The 17,311-nt window shown below is 72.1% G+C and carries 15 protein-coding genes; 10 read left to right on the forward strand and 5 right to left on the reverse strand.

The genetic code is table 11. From position 1 onward, the window contains the following. Nucleotides 1–87: 87 nt before the first annotated feature. The 5 genes from ACIG0D_RS15710 to ACIG0D_RS15730 form a co-directional block, all read right to left on the reverse strand. Complete coding sequence (locus ACIG0D_RS15710; protein WP_399800598.1) at nucleotides 88–1,137, reverse strand: 2-oxoacid:ferredoxin oxidoreductase subunit beta; 1,050 nt, start codon at nucleotides 1,135–1,137, stop codon at nucleotides 88–90. Continuing rightward, nucleotides 1,130–3,058 (reverse strand): 2-oxoacid:acceptor oxidoreductase subunit alpha, encoded by a 1,929-nt coding sequence (locus ACIG0D_RS15715; protein WP_399800601.1) that lies wholly within the window; start codon nucleotides 3,056–3,058, stop codon nucleotides 1,130–1,132. Before ACIG0D_RS15715 ends, ACIG0D_RS15710 begins: the two co-directional genes overlap by 8 nt. A gap of 300 nt (nucleotides 3,059–3,358) precedes the next feature. Further along, nucleotides 3,359–4,018, reverse strand: a complete 660-nt coding sequence (locus ACIG0D_RS15720) for a response regulator transcription factor (RefSeq protein ID WP_365760193.1) — start codon at nucleotides 4,016–4,018, stop codon at nucleotides 3,359–3,361. Between the two features lie 156 nt (nucleotides 4,019–4,174). Further along, on the reverse strand, nucleotides 4,175–5,539 hold the full coding sequence (locus ACIG0D_RS15725) for a sensor histidine kinase (RefSeq protein WP_399800604.1): 1,365 nt from the start codon (nucleotides 5,537–5,539) through the stop codon (nucleotides 4,175–4,177). Nucleotides 5,540–5,737: 198 nt separating this feature from the next. Continuing rightward, nucleotides 5,738–6,973: a sensor histidine kinase gene (locus tag ACIG0D_RS15730; RefSeq protein ID WP_399800607.1), complete on the reverse strand. Its 1,236-nt coding sequence runs from the start codon at nucleotides 6,971–6,973 to the stop codon at nucleotides 5,738–5,740. Between the two features lie 233 nt (nucleotides 6,974–7,206). On the opposite strand from ACIG0D_RS15730, the gene ACIG0D_RS15735 reads away from it, so the two are divergent. Genes ACIG0D_RS15735 through ACIG0D_RS15780 form a run of 10 tightly spaced genes read left to right on the forward strand, consistent with a single transcriptional unit; the run spans nucleotide 7,207 to nucleotide 17,164 of the window. Next, on the forward strand, nucleotides 7,207–7,614 hold the full coding sequence (locus ACIG0D_RS15735) for an NADH-quinone oxidoreductase subunit A (RefSeq protein ID WP_365760093.1): 408 nt from the start codon (nucleotides 7,207–7,209) through the stop codon (nucleotides 7,612–7,614). Beyond that, complete coding sequence (locus ACIG0D_RS15740) at nucleotides 7,605–8,255, forward strand: NADH-quinone oxidoreductase subunit B family protein (RefSeq protein WP_365760095.1); 651 nt, start codon at nucleotides 7,605–7,607, stop codon at nucleotides 8,253–8,255. Before ACIG0D_RS15735 ends, ACIG0D_RS15740 begins: the two co-directional genes overlap by 10 nt. Continuing rightward, the gene (locus tag ACIG0D_RS15745) at nucleotides 8,252–9,490 is read left to right on the forward strand and encodes an NADH-quinone oxidoreductase subunit C (protein WP_399800611.1); all 1,239 of its coding nucleotides are present in this window, start codon (nucleotides 8,252–8,254) and stop codon (nucleotides 9,488–9,490) included. Before ACIG0D_RS15740 ends, ACIG0D_RS15745 begins: the two co-directional genes overlap by 4 nt. Next, complete coding sequence (locus tag ACIG0D_RS15750) at nucleotides 9,487–10,455, forward strand: NADH-quinone oxidoreductase subunit H (protein ID WP_399800613.1); 969 nt, start codon at nucleotides 9,487–9,489, stop codon at nucleotides 10,453–10,455. The genes ACIG0D_RS15745 and ACIG0D_RS15750 overlap by 4 nt, the downstream gene beginning before the upstream one ends. A gap of 2 nt (nucleotides 10,456–10,457) precedes the next feature. Beyond that, on the forward strand, nucleotides 10,458–11,108 hold the full coding sequence (locus ACIG0D_RS15755; protein ID WP_399800615.1) for a NuoI/complex I 23 kDa subunit family protein: 651 nt from the start codon (nucleotides 10,458–10,460) through the stop codon (nucleotides 11,106–11,108). Next, nucleotides 11,105–11,680 carry an NADH-quinone oxidoreductase subunit J gene (locus tag ACIG0D_RS15760; RefSeq protein WP_399800618.1) on the forward strand — a complete coding sequence of 192 codons (576 nt, stop codon included), beginning with the start codon at nucleotides 11,105–11,107 and terminating at the stop codon, nucleotides 11,678–11,680. The genes ACIG0D_RS15755 and ACIG0D_RS15760 overlap by 4 nt, the downstream gene beginning before the upstream one ends. Next, the gene (nuoK, locus tag ACIG0D_RS15765; protein ID WP_365760105.1) at nucleotides 11,680–12,072 is read left to right on the forward strand and encodes an NADH-quinone oxidoreductase subunit NuoK; all 393 of its coding nucleotides are present in this window, start codon (nucleotides 11,680–11,682) and stop codon (nucleotides 12,070–12,072) included. Before ACIG0D_RS15760 ends, nuoK begins: the two co-directional genes overlap by 1 nt. Continuing rightward, nucleotides 12,069–14,063, forward strand: coding sequence for an NADH-quinone oxidoreductase subunit L (locus ACIG0D_RS15770; RefSeq protein WP_399800621.1), 1,995 nt, complete (start codon nucleotides 12,069–12,071; stop codon nucleotides 14,061–14,063). The genes nuoK and ACIG0D_RS15770 overlap by 4 nt, the downstream gene beginning before the upstream one ends. 6 nt (nucleotides 14,064–14,069) lie before the next feature. Beyond that, nucleotides 14,070–15,644, forward strand: a complete 1,575-nt coding sequence (locus ACIG0D_RS15775; RefSeq protein ID WP_399800624.1) for a NuoM family protein — start codon at nucleotides 14,070–14,072, stop codon at nucleotides 15,642–15,644. Then, on the forward strand, nucleotides 15,641–17,164 hold the full coding sequence (locus ACIG0D_RS15780) for an NADH-quinone oxidoreductase subunit N (protein WP_399800626.1): 1,524 nt from the start codon (nucleotides 15,641–15,643) through the stop codon (nucleotides 17,162–17,164). The genes ACIG0D_RS15775 and ACIG0D_RS15780 overlap by 4 nt, the downstream gene beginning before the upstream one ends. Nucleotides 17,165–17,311 lie beyond the last annotated feature (147 nt).

Here is a 17,311-nt window from a genome sequence, read left to right on the forward strand (position 1 = left end):
CCTCGCTCGCTGACGTACCGACCTGACGTACCGACCTGACGCACCGACGGCCTCAGCCGACGACCGTCCGGCCCTACCGGCGGGGCCTCAGCCGACGACCGTCCAGGTGTCCCCGCCCGCCAGCAGCGCGGCCAGGTCGCCCTTGCCGTTCTGCTCGATGGCGGTGTCCAGCTGGTCCGACATCTGCGCGTCGTAGACCGGCCGTTCCACCGAGCGGAAGACGCCGATCGGGGTGTTGTGCAGGGTGTCCGGGTCGGCGAGCCGGGAGAGGGCGAACGCGGTGGTCGGGGAGGCCGCGTGGGCGTCGTGGACCAGGATGTCGGCCTCGTTGTCCGGGGTCACGGTCACGACCTTCGGATCGCCGGTGGCCGCATCCCGTACGACGCCCTTGGACAGCCCGGCGCCGAAGCGGATCGGCTGCCCGTGCTCCAGCCGGATCACCGCCTCCTCCGCCGACTGCTTGTCCTTCAGCGCGTCGAAGGCGCCGTCGTTGAAGATGTTGCAGTTCTGGTAGATCTCGATCAGCGCCGTGCCCGGGTGGGCGGCGGCCTGGCGCAGCACCTCGGTGAGGTGCTTGCGGTCGGAGTCGACCGTGCGGGCCACGAACGAGGCCTCCGCGCCCAGCGCCAGCGACACCGGGTTGAAGGGCGCGTCGAGCGAGCCCATCGGCGTCGACTTGGTGATCTTCCCGACCTCGGAGGTGGGGGAGTACTGGCCCTTGGTCAGGCCGTAGATCCGGTTGTTGAACAGCAGGATCTTGAGGTTGACGTTGCGGCGCAGGGCGTGGATCAGGTGGTTGCCGCCGATGGACAGCGCGTCGCCGTCGCCGGTGACGACCCACACGCTCAGGTCGCGCCTGCTCGCGGCGAGACCCGTGGCGATCGCCGGTGCGCGGCCGTGGATGGAGTGCATCCCGTAGGTGTTCATGTAGTACGGGAAGCGGGAGGAGCAGCCGATGCCGGAGACGAAGACGATGTTCTCGCGCGCCAGGCCCAGCTCCGGCATGAAGCCCTGCACGGCGGCGAGGATCGCGTAGTCACCGCATCCGGGGCACCAGCGCACTTCCTGATCGGACTTGAAGTCCTTCATGGACTGCTTGGCCTCGGCCTTGGGGACCAGCTTCAGTGCCTCAGTCATCGATGGCCTCCTTCAGAGCCTCGGCCAGCTGCTCGGCCTTGAACGGCATGCCGTTGACCTGGTTGTAGGAGCGGGCGTCGACCAGGTACTTCGCCCGGATCAGGGTGGCGAGCTGGCCGAGGTTCATCTCGGGCACGACGACCTTGTCGTAGCCCTTGAGGACCGCGCCGAGGTTGCGCGGGAAGGGGTTGAGGTGGCGCAGGTGGGCCTGGGCGATGTCGGCGCCCGCCGCGCGCAGCCGGCGTACGGCCGCGGTGATCGGCCCGTAGGTGGAACCCCAGCCCAGGACCAGGGTGCGGGCGCCGGTCGGGTCGTCGACCTCGAGGTCCGGGACGTCGATCCCGTCGACCTTCGCCTGCCGGGTGCGGACCATGAAGTCGTGGTTGGCCGGGTCGTAGGAGATGTTGCCCGTGCCGTCCTGCTTCTCGATGCCGCCGATCCGGTGCTCCAGGCCCGGGGTGCCGGGGACCGCCCACGGGCGGGCGAGGGTCTGCGGGTCGCGCTTGTACGGCCAGAAGACCTCGCTGCCGTCGTCCAGGGTGTGGTTCGGGCCCTGCGCGAACCGCACCTGGAGGTCCGGCAGCTCGTCCAGCTCGGGGATCCGCCACGGCTCGGAGCCGTTGGCCAGGTAGCCGTCGGAGAGCAGGAAGACCGGGGTGCGGTACGTCAGCGCGATCCGGGCCGCCTCCAGCGCGGCGTCGAAGCAGTCCGCCGGGGTGCGCGGCGCGACCACCGGCACCGGCGCCTCGCCGTTGCGGCCGTACATCGCCTGGAGCAGGTCCGCCTGCTCGGTCTTGGTCGGCAGACCGGTCGACGGGCCGCCGCGCTGGATGTCCACGATCAGCAGCGGCAGCTCCAGCGACACGGCCAGCCCGATCGTCTCCGACTTCAGCGCCACACCGGGGCCGCTCGTCGTGGTCACCGCCAGCGACCCGCCGAAGGCGGCGCCCAGCGCGGCGCCGATGCCGGCGATCTCGTCCTCCGCCTGGAAGGTGCGCACACCGAAGTTCTTGTGCTTGCTCAGCTCGTGCAGGATGTCGGAGGCCGGGGTGATCGGGTACGACCCCAGGAACAGCGGCAGATCCGCCTGGCGCGAAGCGGCGATCAAACCGTACGACAGCGCCAGGTTCCCGGAGATGTTGCGGTAGGTGCCCACCGGGAACGCCTTGGCCGCCGGCGCCACCTCGTACGAGACCGCGAAGTCCTCCGTGGTCTCGCCGAAGTTCCAGCCCGCGCGGAACGCGGCGATGTTGGCCTCCGCGATGTGCGGCTTCTTCGCGAACTTCGAGCGCAGGAATCTCTCCGTGCCCTCCGTGGGCCGGTGGTACATCCACGACAGCAGACCCAGCGCGAACATGTTCTTGCTGCGCTCGGCCTCCTTGCGGGTGAGGTCGAAGTCCTTCAGGGCCTCCACGGTCAGCGTGGTCAGCGGCACCGGGTGCAGGTTGTAGCCGTCGAGCGAGCCGTCCTCCAGCGGACTGGTCTCGTACCCGACCTTCTGCATCGCCCGCTTGGTGAACTCGTCCGTGTTGACGATGATCTCCGCGCCGCGCGGCAGATCGCCCACGTTGGCCTTCAGGGCCGCCGGGTTCATCGCGACCAGGACGTTCGGCGCGTCACCCGGAGTGAGGATGTCGTGATCGGCGAAGTGCAGCTGGAAGGACGAGACACCCGGGAGCGTGCCGGCGGGCGCCCGGATCTCGGCCGGGAAGTTCGGCAGCGTCGCCAGGTCGTTGCCGAAGGACGCGGTCTCCGAGGTGAAGCGGTCACCGGTGAGCTGCATACCGTCACCCGAGTCCCCCGCGAACCTGATGATCACTCGGTCGAGGCGGCGGACGTCCTTGGTCCCCGCCGGTTTGCGCTGCTCTCCCACGACGGCTCCGTCGGCCTGCTCCGCTGGGCTACTGACCTGGCTCATCACTGAACTGGACCTCCCTCGAGGCGGCTGTCGGGGAGCGGCCTTCCCGCAGGCGTTCCCAGGATCAACCCTACGACCGGGAGGGGTGCGTGCCATGGGCCATTCGCAGGAAGACCACGCGCGCGTGACGCCGCCCGCCCCCTCCCGGCGCTGCCTGCCACCTGACTGTCACCGCCCCCATCAGGCGTTTCGTCGATTGCCTTGCCACATGAACGTGCTCCCCGCGCGGCACCGGGTGCCCGGCCCCGGATGACCGCCCAATGACTGACGGGGTGTCAGCCGCTCGGGAATCCGGGATTCGGATCAGGAATTCAGGTACGTCAATACGGCGAGTACCCGCCGGTGATCGCCCTCGCTCGGGGACAGCCCGAGCTTCAGGAAGATATTGCTGACGTGCTTCTCGACGGCGCCGTCGCTGACCACGAGCTGCCGCGCGATCGCGGAGTTGGTGCGCCCCTCGGCCATCAGCCCCAGCACCTCCCGCTCCCGCGGGGTGAGCCCCGCGAGCACGTCCTGCTTACGGCTGCGGCCGAGCAGCTGGGCGACGACCTCCGGGTCCAGCGCGGTACCGCCCCGCGCCACCCGCACCACCGCGTCCACGAACTCCCGCACCTCGGCGACCCGGTCCTTCAGCAGGTACCCGACCCCGCGGCTGGACCCGGCCAGCAGCTCCGTGGCGTAGCGCTCCTCCACGTACTGCGACAGCACCAGCACCCCGAGGCCCGGATGCGCCTTGCGCAGCTGCACCGCCGCGCGCACCCCCTCGTCGGTGTGCGTCGGCGGCATCCGCACGTCGGCGACCACCACGTCGGGCAGCGCGCCCTCCGCGGCGAGGTCGGTCATCGTCTTGATCAACGCGTCGGCGTCCGCCACTCCGGCGACGACCTCGTGCCCACGGTCGGTGAGCAACCGGGTCAGCCCCTCTCGGAGCAGCACCGAATCCTCGGCGATGACCACCCGCACCCTGTCCTCCACGCCCTTGGCCCCCCAGCCGACCCTCGCGATTGCGTACGAGACCAGCATTCCAGCATCGGGGACGGCTTGAGGACGGGTGGGGACGAGTTTCGGGGCGGAGTGTCGGGGCGGGGGCGGGTGCGCGGCAGGGGCGGGGCGCCCGGCTCAGGTGCGCCAGGGCAGTTCCGCCGTCACCCGGGTGGGGCCGCCGGGCGGGGAGTCGACGACGAGGACTCCGTCGACGGCGTCGAGGCGTTCCGCGAGCCCGGCCAGACCGGTCCCGCCGGCGGGGTCCGCGCCGCCCACGCCGTCGTCCACGACCTGGAGCATCAGCCGGTTCTCCGACCGCCAGACGTCCACGGACGCCGACCGCGCCCCGCTGTGCCTGCCGACGTTCTGCAGCAGCTCGGAGACGGTGAAGTAGGCGATGCCCTCGATCGCGGGCGCCGGCCGCGAGGGCAGGTCGACCTCCATCCGCACCGGCACCGGGCAGCGGGAGGCGACCGCGGAGAGCGCCGCGTCGAGGCCCCGGTCGGTGAGGACCGCCGGGTGGATGCCGCGCGCGAGGTCCCGCAGCTCCCGCAGCGCCGTCTTCACCTCGCCGTGCGCCTCGTCCACCAGCCGCGCCGCCGCCTGCGGATCCTCCGCCAGCTTCTCCTTCGCCAGGCCCAGATCCATGGCCAGCGCCGACAGCCTGGCCTGCGCGCCGTCGTGCAGATCGCGCTCGATACGCCGCAGATCGGCCGCGGCGCCGTCCACCACCACCCCGCGGTCGGACTCCAGCTCCACCACCCGCGACACCAGCCGCGACGGCCCGAGCAGTCCCCGCACCAGCAGCCGGTCGACCGTCGTCAGCGCCCGCACGACCCACGGCGTGGCCAGCGTGAACAGCAGTCCGACCAGCGCGGTCACGGTGATCTCGAACGGGTTGTCGAGGTAGATGCGGTGGGTCTCGTCACCGTAGAGCTGCAGCCCGTCCTGGCCGCCGTACATCGGGAAGAGCCAGAACCACAGCGGATACGTCAGCAGGGCCCAGCCGTACGTCCAGAAGGACACCGCCACGGCGAACGAGAACACCGCCCACGGGAAGTGCAGCACCGCGTACAGCAGATGCCGCCAGGACGTGCCGCTCTTGAGGACCGCCCCCATCCACGCCCACAGGCCGCTCTTGCGCACCCGCAGCGGCTCGGGGTCGGCCACCTTCATCCCGAGCAGCGCCCGCGCCCGCGTCCGCTCCAGCGCGCCGAGACCCCGGCACCCGGCCAGCCCGGCCGCCAGCACCGGAACGCCGAGGAAGGTCACCAGCAGCCCGGCCCCGAGGGAGAGCATCGTGACGGCGTACGTGAAGAGCAGCACGCCGATCGGCAGGCCGAGCAGCACATACGCGAACTCGCGCCAGGCACGCGGCTCGAACGGCGCCCGCAGCCCGGCCGGCAGCAGCCGCGCCCCGCCGCGCCGCCGGTCCTCCCGCCCGTATCCGTGCCCGTACCCGCTGCCGTCGCCGTACTCCCGGCCGTACTCGGTGGCCATCGGCTCGCCCCGTTCTGCTCGTCTGGTCTCGGATCGTCCCGCGTGGGGTGCGTGTCGTATCTCCACCCTGCTGGGCCGCGGGCGCGCGAACCATGGAGTCCGTCGGCGTCTCGGAAGGGGGGTTTTCCCTACCCCTGTGGCCCCGGCGCGGCTACCTCTGCGGTCCCGGCGCGGCTACCCCCGCGGCCCCCGGCGCGGTCAGCCCCGCGGCCGGTCGCGCCACGGCAGCTCGGCCGTGACCAGCGTCGGCCCGCCCTCGGGGGAGTCGACGACGAACAGCCCGTCCACCGCGTCCAGCCGCTCCGCGAGCCCCCGCAGACCGCTCCCGCCGTCCAGCCGCGCGCCCCCGTGGCCGTTGTCGCCGACCTGGATCAGCAGCCGGTCCCCGGACCGCCACACCTCGGCGGACGCGGAGGTCGCCGCGCTGTGCTTGCTGACGTTCTGCAGCAGCTCGGAGACGGTGAAGTAGGCGATGCCCTCGATGGCCTCGGCGGGCCGTTCGGCCAGATCGACGGTCACCTTCACGGGCACGGTGCAGCGGGAGGCGACCGCGGAGAGCGCCGCGTCGAGGCCCCGGTCGGTGAGGACGGCCGGGTGGATGCCGCGCGCCAGGTCCCGCAGCTCCTGGAGCGCCAGCTTCACCTCGCCGTGCGCCTCCTCGACCATCACCGCCGCGGCGTCCGGGTCCTCAAGCAGCTTCTCCTTCGCCAGGCCCAGCCCCATGGCCAGCGCCACCAGCCGGGCCTGCGCGCCGTCGTGCAGATCGCGCTCGATCCGCCGCAGATCGGCCGCGGCGGTATCCACCACGACCCCGCGGTCGGACTCCAGTTCGGCGATACGGCGCTCCAGCTCGTCGGAGGGCGACAGCAGCCCCCGCACCATCGCCCGGTCCGCGTTGGCCAGCCCCCGCGCTATGAACGGCAGCACCGGCCACAACACGAACAGCGAGGTCAGCGTCAGGGTGAAGGTGAGGACACCCCAGGGGAGCCGGATGAAGTCGTACAGCACGGTCCGCCAGCCGACCGGGTCCTTCAGCATCATCCACAGCTGACCGAAGACACCGCCGCCCCCGTGGCCGCCCCGCGCCCGCAGCGGCAGCGGGCTCGGCTCGTCGATCCGCAGCCCGAGCAGCGCCCGGGCCCGCGCCCGCTCCGCCTTGCCGAGCTGCCGCGCACCCATCAGCCCGGCCGCCAGCAGCGGGAACCCGATCACGGTGACGGTCAGGAAAGCGCTGGTGAACAGCACCGTGGCCACATACACGAAGCCCGCCAGGGCCATCGGCAGGTTGGTCAGGAGATACGCGATCTCCTTCCAGGTGTGAGCGTCGTAGGCGAGCCGGGCAGGCGGCGGGCGATCGTCGCCGTCGTCGCGGGATGCGGCTGTCGCCGATGCCGCCGATGTCTCCGGGCTCGGCGGCGGGAAGTGTTCGGTCATATCGGCTAGCGTGCCGGGCGGCGCCCGGTAGCGCCATGAGGTGCGCCGCCGAGCCCGGCCGGGGGAAAACCCCACCCCGCATCTCAAGGTGTGACGGGCTGCTTACGGCCTCTTTAACAGGCCCTAGACTCGCCTGCGTACAGATCGTTCGAGATCGAACACCGTTCGAACAGAGCGCAGAGTTGTTCTAGGTTGTTCGGAGAACGTAGAGGTCAGGGAGCGAGGAGACGGACGTGCGGGAACCGACCGTCGAACCGGCTGTGGTCGTCGCGGCGGACTACTTCCAGTCCTATTCCGTCGTCGGACTGCTCGCCGCCATCGGTGTGCTCTTCGTCGCCGTGGCCTTCGGGGCCGGCCGGCTGCTGCGCCCCGTCGTGCCCACGCACGAGAAACTGCTGACGTACGAGTGCGGCGTCGACCCCGTCGGCGAGGGCTGGGCCCACACCCAGGTCCGCTACTACGTCTACGCCTTCCTGTACGTGATCTTCGCCGTCGACTCGATCTTCCTCTTCCCCTGGGCGACCGTCTTCGCCGACTCCGGCTACGGCGCCGCCACCCTCGTCGAGATGTTCCTCTTCCTCGGCTTCCTCGCCGTCGGCCTGCTGTACGCGTACAAGAAGGGCGTCCTGACATGGACGTGACCCGAGAGCCCGCTCCGACCCCGCGGTCCGCCCCGGCCACGGAGTCCGCTCCGACACCGGAGCCCGTCCTGCTGCCCGAGCCCAAGCGGCTGGGCGCGCTGGCCCGCCTCGCCCCGGAGCCGATGAAGGTGGTCCTGAACTGGGGCCGCCGCTACTCGCTGTGGGTCTTCAACTTCGGTCTCGCCTGCTGCGCGATCGAGTTCATCGCCGCGTCGATGGCCCGCCACGACTTCATCCGCCTCGGCGTGATCCCGTTCGCGCCCGGCCCGCGCCAGGCCGACCTCATGGTGGTGTCCGGCACGGTCACCGACAAGATGGCGCCGGCCGTGAAGCGGCTCTACGAGCAGATGCCCGAGCCGAAGTACGTCATCTCCTTCGGCGCGTGCAGCAACTGCGGCGGCCCCTACTGGGACTCGTACTCCGTGACGAAGGGCGTCGACCAGATCATCCCCGTCGACGTGTACGTCCCCGGCTGCCCGCCCCGCCCCGAGGCGCTGCTCCAGGGCATCCTCAAGCTCCAGGAGAAGATCGCCCGCGAGTCGCTGGGCGAGCGCTACGGCACCGAACCGGCCCGCCCCTCCACCGCCGCCCTGCAGAGCGGGCTGGTCCGGCCCCCGGCCACCGAGGGGGACGCGCGATGACTGCGGTCGGCTGGCTGCCCGCCCCCGCCGAGGAACTGTTCGGCCCCGACGCCACGGCCGCGGAGTCGTACGAGGTCCTGACCGTCGACGTCCCGGCGGCCTCCTGGACCGAGGCCCTGCGCACCGCCCGCGACGAGCTGGGCTGCACCTACTTCGACTGGCTGAGCGCCGTCGACGAACCGGGCACCGGCTTCCGGGTCTCGGCGCACGTCGTCGCGCTGTCCCCGGTACGCCGCCTGCTGGTGCGTACGACCGTGCCGCACGAGGCACCCGTGCTCGCCTCCGCCGTCGGCGTCTACGCGGGCGCCGCCTGGCACGAGCGCGAGACCCACGAGATGTTCGGCGTCTCCTTCGAGGGCCACCCCGCCCTGGACCACCTCCTCCTCCCCGAGAACTTCGAGGGCCACCCCCTGCGCAAGGACTTCGTCCTCGCCGCCCGCGTCGCCAAGGCGTGGCCGGGCGCCAAGGAGCCGGGGGAGTCCGAGCACGGCGGTCCCAAGCGCCGCCAGATGCTGCCCCCGGGCGTCCCCGACCCCAACGAGTGGGGCCCCCTCAAGGGCCAGCTCCCCCCTGCCCCCGCCCGCCCGGCCCGCGCCGCCGGCCGCGCCACCGCCGCGGGTGACCGCCCGGTACGGCGCACGCGCACGGCGGGGGAGGGCTCGGCGAGCCAGGCCGCAGCCGCAGCGGGGGGTGCGGGCGGCGCGGGCGCGGCAGCCGGTGCCGCCGCCGAGACGCCCGCCACCGCCACCCCGCGCCGCGCCCGCAGCGCGTCCGAGGGCTCGGCCTCCCAGCGCCCGGCGACGGGTGCAGCGGCCGAGCCGCAGACCCCGTCGGCTCCCGCCGCCACCCCGCGCCGCGCCCGGAGCGCGAGCGAGGGTTCGGCGTCGCAGCGCCAGGGCACGCCCCGGCGCGCACGCAGCGCGAGCGAGGGCTCCGCGACCCAGCGCGCCGAGGCGGCGGAAACCCCGCCGCCCCGGCCCGCCGTCCCACCCCGCAGCCCGGACGCCCCGTGGCACCACGCCCGCCCGGCGTTCGAGGAGACCGAGCCGAAGCCGGAGCCGGAGCAGCCTCAGCAGGCGAGGCAGCCGGAGCCGGAGCAGTCGGAGCCGAAGCAGCCGGAGTCTCCGGACTCGGAACCCGGCACTCCGGAAGCCGCACCGGAACGCACCCCGGACAACAGCCCCGCCAACACCCCCGACGACACCCCCGAAGACCCCTCAGGAGGCCAGCGGTGAACGACGTGCTCGACGTCGCCCTGCGACTCCTCGTCGTCTTCGGCGTCTTCCTCACCTTCCCGCTGATCATCGGCCAGACCGAGCACAAGGTGATGGCCCACATGCAGGGCCGCCTCGGCCCGATGTACGCCGGTGGCTTCCACGGCTGGGCCCAGCTCGTCGCCGACGGCGTGAAGTTCGCGCAGAAGGAGGACGTGGTCCCCGCGGGCGCGGACCGCCGTATCTTCCAGCTCGCCCCGGCCGTCGCTCTCCTGCCGTATCTGCTCGTCCTGCTCGCCATCCCCATCGGTCCCGGCGAGGGCGCGGTCGGCGAGGTGATCGACGCGGGCGTCTTCTTCGTGCTCGCCGTGATGGGCGTCGGCGTCCTCGGCTCCCTCATGGCCGGCTGGGCCAGCGCCAACAAGTTCTCCCTCCTCGGCGGTCTGCGCACCGCCGCCCAGCTCCTCGCCTACGAACTGCCCATGCTGCTCACCGCCGCCTCGGTGGCGATGGCGGCCGGCACGGTGTCGATCCCCGGCATCCTCGACGCCTTCGAGTGGTGGTGGCTGCCCTGGCAGATCGTCGGCGCGATCGTGTTCTTCGTGGCGGGCCTCGCAGAACTCCAGCGCCCGCCCTTCGACATGCCGGTCGCCGACTCGGAGATCATCTTCGGCGCGTACACCGAGTACACCGGCCTGCGCTTCGCCCTCTTCCTCCTCGCCGAGTACGCCGGGATCGTCGTCCTCTGCGGCCTGACCACCGTCCTCTTCCTGGGCGGCTGGCACGGCCCCTGGGGCGCCGACGGCCTCGGCTGGGTGTGGACCCTGCTGAAGACGGCCGTCCTCGCCTTCCTCGTGATCTGGCTCCGCGTCACCTACCCCCGCCTGCGCGAGGACCAGCTCCAGAAGCTCTCCTGGACTCTCCTCGTCCCCCTCTCCCTCGCCCAGATCGCCCTCACCGGCATCGTGAAGGTGGTGATCCAGTAACCATGGCCCGTATCCCCGGCAGTGGCCTCGCCAAGGGCCTGGCCGTCACCCTCCGCACGATGACGAAGAAGACCGTCACCGAGCAGTACCCCGACGTCCAGCCCGACCTCCCGCCCCGCACCCGCGGCGTGATCGGCCTGTTCGAGGAGAACTGCACGGTCTGCATGCTCTGCGCCCGCGAGTGCCCGGACTGGTGCATCTACATCGACTCCCACAAGGAGACGATCCCGGCGGCGACCCCCGGCGGCCGCGAACGCAGCCGCAACGTCCTCGACCGCTTCGCCATCGACTTCTCGCTCTGCATGTACTGCGGTATCTGCATCGAGGTCTGTCCTTTCGACGCCCTGTTCTGGTCCCCGGAGTTCGAGTACGCCGAGACCGACATCCGCGACCTCACCCACGAGCGCGACAAGCTCCGCGAGTGGATGTGGACCGTCCCGGCCCCGCCCGCCCTCGACCCGGGCGCGGAGGAGCCGAAGGAGCTGGCCACCGCCCGCAAGACGGCGGAGAAACTGGCCGCCCAGCAGCAGCCCCCGGCCACCGGGGCCCACGCCGACGAGCAGGCCCGCGCGGCCGAGCGGCCCACCCGCCCGCAGGGTGACTCACAGCAGCAGACCGACCAGCCGAGGCCGAAGCAGGAGGGCACGGAATGACCCTCGCAGCCGAGATCCACGGCTTCCTCTCCCCGACCGGCGTCGAGATCGCCTTCCTCCTCGTCGGCCTGGTCACCTTCGGCGCCGCCCTCGTCACCGTCACCACCCGGCAGCTCGTGCACGCCGCCCTGTGGCTCGTGGTCACCCTCGGCGGCCTCGCCGTCGAGTACCTCCTGCTCACCGCCGAGTTCATCGCCTGGGTGCAGGTCCTCATCTACGTCGGGTCCGTCGTCGTCCTCCTCCTGTTCGGTCTGATGCTCACCAAGGCCCCGATCGGCCGCTCACCGGACGCCGACTCCGGCAACCGCTGGGCCGCGCTCACCGTGGCCGTCGCCTCGGCCGCCGCCCTGGTCTGGGTCGTCGTCGACGCCTTCCGCACGACCTGGATCGACCTGGACGGCCCGGCGGCCGGCTCCACCAAGGTCACCGGGGAGAGCCTGTTCCAGAACTGGGTCCTCCCCTTCGAGGCCCTGTCCGTCCTCCTCCTCGCCGCTCTGGTCGGCGCGATCGTCCTGTCCCGCAAGGCCAAGGCCGGCGCCGCCTCGGCCGACGGGAAGGAAGGCGTCCGCTGATGCACCTCGCCTATCCCGCCGTACTCTCCGCCCTCCTGTTCTGCACCGGCCTGTACGGCGTCCTCGCCCGCCGCAACGCGATCCTGGTGCTGATGTCGGTCGAGCTGATGCTCAACGCCGTCAACCTGAACCTGGTCGCCTTCGACGTCTGGCTCAGCCGGGCCGCCGAGGAGACCCTGCACTCCGGCCAGGCCCTGACCCTGTTCACCATCGCCATCGCCGCCGCCGAGATCGGCATCGGCCTGGCGATCGTCCTCGCCGTGTACCGCAACCGCGGCACCTCCGACATCGACAAGCTCCGCGACACCGCCGAGGGCCACGAGCCGGAGGGCCACGAGACCGACACGCCCGCGACCGAGACGGGTGCCGAGAAGGCTGAGGCCACCGCGTGACCACGACCACCCTCGCCGTACTCGTCCCCCTCCTGCCGTTCCTCGGCGCCGCCGCCGGCCTGGCGCTGGGCCGCACCGCCCCCGGCTTCGTCCGCCCCCTCGCGGTCCTGCCGACCCTCACCGCGCTCGCCCTCGCCGTGGTCGTCGCCGTCCACCAGGGCGGCGACGACGCCATCGACGCCGCCACGGAACTGACCCCCACCGGCTCGGTCCCCATCGAGCTGGCCCTGCACATCGACGGCTTCGCCGCGCTCGTCGCCGTCCTGGTCGCCTTCGTCGCGACCTGCGTGCAGATCTACTCCACGGGCTATCTGCGCGAGGACCCGCGCTACCCCTCCTACGCCGCGCTCGTCTCCCTGTTCACCTCCGCGATGCTCCTCGTCGTCTACTCGGGCGACCTGATGGTGCTGCTCGTCGGCTGGGAGATCATGGGCATCTGCTCCTACTTCCTGGTCGGCCACTACTGGGAGACCCCGGAGGCCCGCGCCGCCTCCCTCAAGGCCTTCCTGGTGACCAAGCTCGGCGACGTCCCCTTCCTGATCGGCCTGTTCGCGCTGGCCGCCGACGCCGGGTCGTTCCGCATCACCCGGATCCTCGGCGCCGTCGCAAACGGTGCGATCGACCATCCGACGCTGATCGCCCTGCTGCTCCTCGCCGGGGTCGCCGGCAAGTCCGCGCAGTTCCCGCTGCACACCTGGCTCCCCGACGCGATGGCGGGCCCCACACCCGTCTCCGCGCTGATCCACGCCGCGACGATGGTCGCGGCCGGTGTCTACTTCATCGCCCGGCTCCTCCCGGTCTTCGAGGCCTCGCAGGCCGCGATGGTCGTCCTCGCCGTGATGGCCGCCGTCACCATGGCGGGCTCGGCGCTCGCCGCGCTCGCCCAGGACGACATCAAGCGCGTCCTCGCCTACTCGACCATCGGCCAGCTCGGCTACATGACCGGCGCCCTCGCCGTCGCCGACCGCGGCGCCGCCGTCTTCCACCTCCTGTCCCACGGCGCCTTCAAGGCGCTGCTGTTCCTCGCCGCCGGCGTGATCATCCACGCCACCGGCACCAACTCGCTGGCCGCCATGTCCCGCATGAGCCACCTGCGCGACCGCGTCCCCGACGCCTACTGGACGATGACCGTGGCGCTCCTCGCGCTCGCCGCGATCCCGCCGTTCAGCGGCTTCTTCTCCAAGGAGTCCGTCCTCGGCGCCGCCGAGCACGTCACCGCCGGCCACACCGAGCACGCGCCCGCCGCCGCGGGCTGGATCGTCCTCGTCGTCGGCCTGCTCACCGCGCTGCTCACCGCCGCGTACGCGATGCGCCTGTGGCTGCTCGCCTTCCGCGGCCACGGCACCGAGGCCCCCGACCACGGCCGGCAGCCCGTCACCATGACGGTCGTGCTGTGGGTGCTCGCCGCCCCCTCCCTCGCCCTCGGCGGGTTCGCCTACCAGTCCTTCCCGGGCTGGTTCGACGGCGGCGACCTCGGTCCGACCCTGGTCACCTCCGTGCTGGGCACGGGACTGGCCCTGGCCGGCGGCCTCGTCACCTACGCCGCCTGGCGCCACACCGGCGCCCGCGCCGCCCGCGTCCCCCTGGGCGCGGTCGCCGCCCACCCCGAGGGCGACGCCGGCCAGGTCGAGGCCGAGGCGATCGCCGGCCACGCGCCCGCCTACGGCGACGTCGCCCAGGCCCCCGACCCCGCCGACCCCGGACGGCTGCTGCTCGGCCCGCTGCACCGCCACGCGGCCGTCGGCTTCCACGTCGACGCCGTCTACTCGACGCTCTTCGTCCGCCCCGTCCGGGCCGGCGCGAGCCTCGTCAGGTTCCTCGACCGCGAGGTCGTCGACACCTACGTACGCGGCGCGGGTGCCCTACCCCGCTGGCTCGGCGTCGCCGTACGGCGCGCGCAGACCGGCAATGTGCAGACCTATGTGAGCGCGCTGCTCGCCGGCACCGTCGTCCTGGTGGTCGCCGCCGTCCTCGTCGCCGCGGGAGCGTGAGCAGGCGTGATCGATATCAGCGAGTCCGTGATGCAGTTCCTTCTTGCGTTCGTCGTGGTCGGCCCGCTCCTCGGGGCCGCCGCCGCTCTGCTGCCCGCCCCGCCCGGACTGAAGGGGAAGTCGCCCGAGCAGGCCGTGCTGCGCCACGGCGTCACCGTGACCGGCGCCGTGCTCATCGCCGCGATCGCCCTGGCGCTCGGCTTCGACCACGACCAGCCGTCGAAGATGCAGGCCACGACGGACATCAGCTGGATCCCCGCGCTCGACGTGCGCATCCACCTCGGCATCGACGGCATTTCCCTCCCCCTCGTCGTCCTGACCGCGCTGCTGACCTTCCTCTGCGCGCTCTACAGCTACTTCAAGCTGCCCGCAGGCCCGTCCCCGAAGGCCTTCGTCGCCCTGCTGCTCGTCCTGGAGTCCGGCACCCTCGCCACCTTCGCCGTCCTCGACCTGCTGCTGTTCTTCCTCGCCTTCGAGATGGTCCTGATCCCGATGTACTTCCTCATCGCCCGCTGGGGCGGCGAGGGCCGGGCCGAGGCCGCCTGGAAGTTCATCCTCTACACGCTGCTCGGCTCCGTGGTCATGCTGCTCGGCCTGCTCCTGATCGGCCTGCGAGCGGGCACATTCGACATGGTGGCACTCGCCACTGACAACGGCCGGTCGCTCAGCACATCCGTGCAGGTCATCGCCGTTCTGGCGATCGGGATCGGGCTCGCCGTGAAGACCCCGATGTGGCCGCTGCACAGCTGGCTGCCCGACGCCCACACCGCCGCCCCGACCGTCGGCTCCGTGCTGCTGGCCGGCGTGCTGCTGAAGATGGGCACGTACGGGTTCGTCCGGATCCTGCTCCCGGTCGCGCCCGACGGCTTCCGCACCTTCGCGCCGTACCTCGCCGCCTTCGCCGTCGTCGGGATCATCTACGGATCGCTCGCCTGCCTCGCCCTCGCCCGGCGCGGCGCGAAGGGCGACCTGAAGCGGCTGATCGCCTACTCCTCCGTCGGCCACATGGGCTTCGTGCTGCTCGGCATCGCGACCATGACCCCGACCGGCGTGAACGGCGCCCTGTTCGCCAACGTCGCCCACGGCCTCATCACCGGCCTGCTGTTCTTCCTCGTCGGCGCGCTGAAGGAGCGCACCGGCAGCACCGACCTCGACACCCTCGCCGAGGAGACCGGCGCCGCCCTCTACGGCCGGGCGCCGCGCCTGGGCGGTCTCCTCGCCTTCGGCGCGGTCGCCTCCCTCGGGCTGCCGGGCCTGGCCGGGTTCTGGGGGGAGATGCTCGCGCTGTTCGGCGCGTTCGATCCCGCCGACGGGCTCAGCCGCCCCGCCTTCCTCACGTTCATGGCGATCGGCGCGTTCGGCACCCTGCTCACCGCCGCCTACCTGCTGGTCGTGGTCCGCCGGGTCTGCATGGGCGCCCTCCCGCAGGACACGCCGAGGCTCACCGACGTACAGAGTTACGAATTCGCGGCCTGGACGCCGCTCGTCGTCCTCACCGTCGTCGCCGGACTCTGGCCCAAGACCCTCCTCGGCCTGACGGACCCGGCCGTGCAGCAGCTCCTCGCAGGAGGCACCCGATGAGCTCCCTGGCCCAGCCGGCCGCCGAGTCGCTGATCCAGTCCGTCGACTGGCTCGCCGTCGCGCCGCCCACCATCGCGGCCGTGATCGCCCTCGTCGTCCTGGTCGCCGACCTGTTCGTGACCGAGCAGCGCAAGCCGCTCCTCGGCTGGATCTCCGTCGCCGGCCTGGCCGCCGCGACGCTGATGCTGCTGCCCCTCCTGGACGGCGACCGCACCACCTTCTGCGTGCCCACCGACCCCGCCGCGTGCAGCTACGTCGCGGACCGCTTCACCCTCGTCCTCCAGTTGCTCGTCCTCGGCGGCGCCCTGGTGGCCGCCCTGCTGTCCGTCACCGGTCTCAAGGACGCGCGCGGGGGACTCCCCGAAGGCGAGTTCTGGTTCCTGCTGCTCTCCTCCGCGGCCGGCGCCGCCCTGCTGCCGGCCTCCCGCGACCTGGCGACCCTGATCGTCGCCCTGGAGGTCGCCTCCCTGCCCGCCTTCGCCCTGGTCGGCCTCAAGCACGGCGACCGCAGGTCCTCCGAGGCGGCGCTGAAGTTCTTCCTGTCCTCGGTCACGGCCACCGCGGTCAGCCTGATGGGCATCAGCTTCCTCTACGCCACCACCGGCAGCCTCCACCTGACCCGCATCGCCGAGCGCGTCCAGGGCGTCGACGGTCAGCTCCACACCCTCGCCCAGACCGGCGTGGTCCTCACCCTGATCGGCTTCGCCTTCAAGACGGCCGCCGTGCCCTTCCACTTCTGGGTGCCCGACACCTACGTCGGCGCCCCCCTGCCGGTCGCCGCCTACCTGTCCGTCGTCGGCAAGGCGGTCGGCTTCTCCGGCCTCGTCCTCGTCACCGTCATCGCCCTCCCGTCGTACGCCGACGTCTGGGGCCCCGCCCTCGCCGTGCTCGCCGCCCTCACCATGACCGTCGGCAACGTCGGCGCCCTCAGGCAGCAGTCCACGCGCGCGTACAGCGCGGTCCGCCTGCTCGCCTGGTCCTCCGTCGGCCAGGCCGGTTACCTCCTGGTGCCGATCGCCGCCGCCGCGTACTCCGACGACGCCGAGCGCTCGATCGGCTCCACCATCGCCTACGCCCTCATGTACGGCGTGGTCAACCTCGGCGCCTTCGCGGTGGCTGCCCTGGTCGGCCGTACGAAGACCCTGAACCGCGTCGCCGACTACCGCGGCCTGTACGCCGCGAACCCGGTCACCGCCCTCCTGCTGGCCTTCTTCCTGCTCTGCCTGGCCGGACTGCCGCCAGGCATCATCGGCCTCTTCGCCAAGGTCACCGTCTTCTCCGCGGCCGTCGACGGAGGCCTGGGCTGGCTGGCCGTGGTCATGGCCGTGAACGTCGTGATCGCGCTGTTCTACTACCTCCAGTGGACCGCCCTGCTCTTCCGCGCGCCCGAGGAAGAGCCCGCGCGGCACCGCGTCCCGGCGCCCGTCACGGCCGCGATCGCCGTCACCGCCGTCCTCGGCATCGCCCTGTCCGGCGCACCCCAGCTGGTGCTGCGCTTCACCGACACCGGCCTCTTCTGACCCCGCCCCCCTCGGAGCCGTCCGGGCAGCGCCACCCGGACGGCCCAGCCGCGCCCCCGCACGCACAAGGGAACTAGTGCTCCCCGCCTGGCGTTGACCAGAGCGGGAGGGTCCACTGGACGTGACACCACGACTCCGGTGCGACGA

The organism is Streptomyces sp. NPDC052773, from assembly GCF_044547145.1.
Classification (GTDB): Bacteria; Actinomycetota; Actinomycetes; order Streptomycetales; family Streptomycetaceae; genus Streptomyces.

What these genes read in the sequence shown, in the direction of transcription:
- ACIG0D_RS15725 (WP_399800604.1), bottom strand. Translation starts at nt 5,539, where the DNA reads ATGGCCACCGAGTACGGCCGGGAGTACGGCGACGGCAGCGGGTACGGG.
- ACIG0D_RS15755 (WP_399800615.1), top strand. Translation starts at nt 10,458, where the DNA reads ATGGCCCGTATCCCCGGCAGTGGCCTCGCCAAGGGCCTGGCCGTCACC.
- nuoK (WP_365760105.1), top strand. Translation starts at nt 11,680, where the DNA reads ATGCACCTCGCCTATCCCGCCGTACTCTCCGCCCTCCTGTTCTGCACC.
- ACIG0D_RS15730 (WP_399800607.1), bottom strand. Translation starts at nt 6,973, where the DNA reads ATGACCGAACACTTCCCGCCGCCGAGCCCGGAGACATCGGCGGCATCG.
- ACIG0D_RS15780 (WP_399800626.1), top strand. Translation starts at nt 15,641, where the DNA reads ATGAGCTCCCTGGCCCAGCCGGCCGCCGAGTCGCTGATCCAGTCCGTC.
- ACIG0D_RS15760 (WP_399800618.1), top strand. Translation starts at nt 11,105, where the DNA reads ATGACCCTCGCAGCCGAGATCCACGGCTTCCTCTCCCCGACCGGCGTC.
- ACIG0D_RS15745 (WP_399800611.1), top strand. Translation starts at nt 8,252, where the DNA reads ATGACTGCGGTCGGCTGGCTGCCCGCCCCCGCCGAGGAACTGTTCGGC.
- ACIG0D_RS15740 (WP_365760095.1), top strand. Translation starts at nt 7,605, where the DNA reads ATGGACGTGACCCGAGAGCCCGCTCCGACCCCGCGGTCCGCCCCGGCC.
- ACIG0D_RS15710 (WP_399800598.1), bottom strand. Translation starts at nt 1,137, where the DNA reads ATGACTGAGGCACTGAAGCTGGTCCCCAAGGCCGAGGCCAAGCAGTCC.